This is a genomic window from Actinotalea ferrariae (assembly GCF_019733465.1).
Taxonomy (GTDB): Bacteria; Actinomycetota; Actinomycetes; order Actinomycetales; family Cellulomonadaceae; genus Actinotalea; species Actinotalea ferrariae_A.
In genome coordinates, this window is sequence record NZ_JACVQL010000321.1 from 1 (window position 1) to 3554 (window position 3554).

Consider the following 3554-nt stretch of genomic DNA (forward strand, 5'->3'; position numbering starts at 1 on the left):
CGCTCGACCCGCCCGGGCTCGACCGCGCCCGTGCCCGGCGCCTCGTCGCGACGGTGCTCGCGGGCCAGGGCGGCGTCGCGCTCGACCCGGAGACGGCGGCCGAGCTGCTCGACTGCTACGGCGTGCGCGTGTGGCCGACCGTGCGCGTGCGCGACGAGGAGGAGGCCGTCGCGGCGGCGGAGCGGCTCGGGTGGCCGGTGGCGCTCAAGAGCACGGTCGCGCACCTGCGGCACCGGATTGACCTCGGCGGCGTGCGGCTCGACGTGGCCGGGCCGGCCGCGCTGCGCGAGGCGTACACCCAGATGCGCCGGCAGCTGGGCCCGCTCGCGGCGGGCCAGCCGTTCGAGGTGCAGTCGATGGCCCGCAACGGCGCGGCGTGCGTGATCCGCTCCGCCGAGGACCCGCGCTTCGGTCCGGTCCTCTCGTTCGGGATCGCGGGCGACGCGGTCGACCTGCTCGGCGACGTCATGCACGCCGTGGCGCCGCTGACCGACGCCGACGTCGCCGAGATGGTCCGCGGAGTGCGGGCCGCCCCGCGGCTCTTCGGCTACCGCGGGCTGCCCGCGCTCGACGTCGCCGCGCTCGAGGACGTGCTCGGCCGCGTCGCGGTGATGGCGGACGACCTGCCCGAGCTGCGCTCGCTCGAGCTGCACCCCGTGGTCGTCTCCGAGCAGGGCGCGGCGGTCCTCGCGGCCCGCGTCGAGCTCGGGCCGGCCGGGCGGGCGGACGGCGCGCGCCGGGCGCTGCCGCAGTGAGGGCCCGCCCCGAACGGTGGGAGGATGGGCAGATGCCCGGAACCACGACCGACCTGCGCCGCAGCCTGCACCACGCCGGCTACTACCCGGAGCTCGTGGGCGACGTCCTGGACGTCGCCCTGGGCGGTGAGAAGGTGCTCGGCCACCTCGTGCACCCCGAGACCACGTTCGACTCGGCCGAGGTGCGCCGCCACGTCACCGTCCTGGTGCTCACGCCGACCCGGCTCGTGCTGGCGCACGTCGACGACCACCCCGCCGACGCGGACCACCCGTCGGCGAGCGCGTCGGCCACCACGGAGTCGGTGCCGCTCGCGCACCTGCACACCGTCGCGCTGACCCACGTCGTGCCCGACCCCGAGCGGCACCAGCCCGGAGCCGTCCCGGCCGAGCTGACGCTCGCGCTGGGCTGGGGCGCCGTCCGGCGGATCGACCTCGAGCCGGCGACCTGCGGCGACCCGAGCTGCGACGCCGACCACGGCCTCACCGGCACGAGCTCGCCCGACGACGTCGTCGTGCGCGTCTCGGCCCAGGCCGAGGGCGCCGAGGCCGTCCGCGCGGCGGTCGCCTTCGCGCGCGTGCTGTCCGCGGCGAGCGCGGGGGCGCGGTGACCGCGACGGCGGTGACCGACGCGTTCGCGCAGGCAGGGTTCGTCCGCCCCGACTACGGGGGCCGCTGCCTCGACGCCGTGCTCCCGGCTGCGGCCGCGGCGCTGTGCGCGGGCCTAGGGCAGGACCCGGCGGCGCTGCCCGCGGGGGCCGACGACGCGCGGACCCGGCTCGGCCTGCCCGCCGCGTCGCGCGTCGTCGTGGTCCTCGTCGACGGCCTCGGCCAGGAGCTGCTCACCGAGCGGGCCGGGCACGCACCGTTCCTGCGCAGCCGGTCGGCCGAGACGACGACGCTCACGGTCGGCTACCCCTCGACCACCGCGGCCTCCATGGGCATGTTCGGCACGGGCCGCAGCCCGGGCCGCACGGGTCTCGTCGGCTACACGGTCCGCAACCCCGAGCACGGGGGCCTCGCGAACCTCGTCTCGTGGGACGGCGCGGGTGACGCGACGCGGTGGCAGCGCGAGCCCACGGTCTTCGCGGCGCTGGCCGCCACAGGGGCGCCCGTCACCTCGGTCGGCCCGGCCGCGTTCGCCGGGTCGGGACTCACGGAGGCGGCCCTGCGCGGCGCGACGTACGTGCGTGCCGAGAGCCTCGCGGACCGCGTCGACGCCGCCCTGTACGAGCTCTCGGCGCCTGGCCTGGTCTACCTGTACTGGGGCGACGTCGACAAGGCCGGCCACCAGCACGGGTGGCGGTCCGGCGCGTGGGGCGACGCGCTCGCGGAGGCCGACCGCGAGCTCGGCCGCCTGGCCCGCGGGCTGCCCCGCGGCACGCTGCTGCTCGTGACGGCCGACCACGGCATGGTCGACGTCGACCACGCGCAGCTCGTCGACGTCGCGGCGACGCCCGCGCTGGCGCGGGACGTGGTGCTCGTCGCGGGGGAGCCGCGTGCGAGTCACGTGCACGTGCGCCCGGGCACCGCCGAGGCCGTCGCCGAGCGCTGGCGTGCGACGCTGGGCGACGCCGCGCTCGTGGCGCTGCGGGACGAGGCGGTCGCGGCCGGCTGGTTCGGTCCCGTGGCCGAGCACGTGCTGCCGATGCTGGGCGACGTCGTCGTCGCGGCGCGCGGCGTGGCCGGCGTGACGGACTCCCGGACCCAGACCCCGCACTCGTTGACGCTGCGCGGGATGCACGGGTCGTTCACCCCGGGGGAGATGCTCGTGCCCCTCGTCGTGAGCGGGTAGGAGTGGCTGTGACCCTGCTCGTGGGAGGACGAGAGCTCGTGGACGGACGAGAGCTCATGGACGGAGGAGCGGACCGCGATGGCTGAGCTCGTCTTCTTCAGCGGCACGATGGACTGCGGCAAGTCCACGCTCGCGCTGCAGCTCGACCACAACCACGCGGCGCGCGGCCGTGGCGGGGTCGTCTACACGCGCGACGACCGCGCGGGCACCGACGTCCTGTCCTCGCGCCTGGGCCTGCGCCACTCGGCGGTCGAGGTCCGCGACACGACGGACTTCTGGGACGACGTCGTCCAGCGGCGCAGCCGCGGCGAGCGGGTCGACTACCTCGTGTGCGACGAGGCGCAGTTCTACTCGCCGCAGCAGGTCGAGCAGCTCGCCCAGCTCGTGGACGAGCTGGGCGTCGACGTCTACGCCTTCGGCATCACGGCCGACTTCCGCACCAGGCTCTTCCCGGGCTCGGCACGGCTGATCGAGCTCGCGGACCGCGTCGAGGTGCTCCAGGTGCAGTCGCTGTGCTGGTGCGGCGCGCGGGCGACGCACAACGCGCGGACGGTCGACGGCGTCATGGTCGTCGAGGGCGAGCAGGTCGTGGTGGGCGACACCAAGGGCGCCGACGCCTCCGGGCGTGGGCCCGAGCGCGCGCCCACCATCGCGTACGAGGTCCTGTGCCGCCGGCACCACCTGCGCCGCATGACGAGCGTCGCGGCGCGCGCGACGGCCGGGAAGCCGGACATGCTCCCCCTGGACTCGTTCACGGGGTCCGCGGGCTGACGCGCCGGCGGCTCGTGAGCCCGGGCCCGCGCGTCGGTCCGGGCGTCGGTCGGGGTCAGGTGGTCGGGAGCGTCTACTCCGGCTTGGCGCCGAACACGATCTCGTCCCAGCTCGGCACGCTGGCCCGCCCCTTGCGGGCACGGCGCGCAAGGGGCGGCGGCACGTCGGCGGTCGCGGCCTCGTCGTCGTCGCGGCCCTCCGCCCGCCGGGGAGCGTCGGGCGCGTCGCCCGTCGGC

General features: G+C 76.8%; 4 protein-coding genes. All 4 read left to right on the plus strand.

The window, feature by feature from the left end; translation table 11 throughout:
• Positions 1 to 755 (plus strand): acetate--CoA ligase family protein (locus tag ICW40_RS18895; RefSeq protein WP_221655540.1); only part of this gene is annotated, 755 nt, incomplete at its 5' end.
• A gap of 32 nt (positions 756 to 787) precedes the next feature.
• Positions 788 to 1363: a DUF5998 family protein gene (locus ICW40_RS18900; protein ID WP_221655541.1), complete on the plus strand. Its 576-nt coding sequence runs from the start codon at positions 788 to 790 to the stop codon at positions 1361 to 1363.
• Positions 1360 to 2547, plus strand: coding sequence for an alkaline phosphatase family protein (locus ICW40_RS18905; protein ID WP_308121912.1), 1188 nt, complete (start codon positions 1360 to 1362; stop codon positions 2545 to 2547). The genes ICW40_RS18900 and ICW40_RS18905 overlap by 4 nt, the downstream gene beginning before the upstream one ends.
• A gap of 78 nt (positions 2548 to 2625) precedes the next feature.
• On the plus strand, positions 2626 to 3318 hold the full coding sequence (locus ICW40_RS18910) for a thymidine kinase (RefSeq protein WP_221655542.1): 693 nt from the start codon (positions 2626 to 2628) through the stop codon (positions 3316 to 3318).
• Positions 3319 to 3554: the final 236 nt, after the last annotated feature.

Coding starts and splice junctions, on each gene's coding strand:
- ICW40_RS18910 (WP_221655542.1), top strand. CDS start 2,626: ATGGCTGAGCTCGTCTTCTTCAGCGGCACGATGGACTGCGGCAAGTCC.
- ICW40_RS18900 (WP_221655541.1), top strand. CDS start 788: ATGCCCGGAACCACGACCGACCTGCGCCGCAGCCTGCACCACGCCGGC.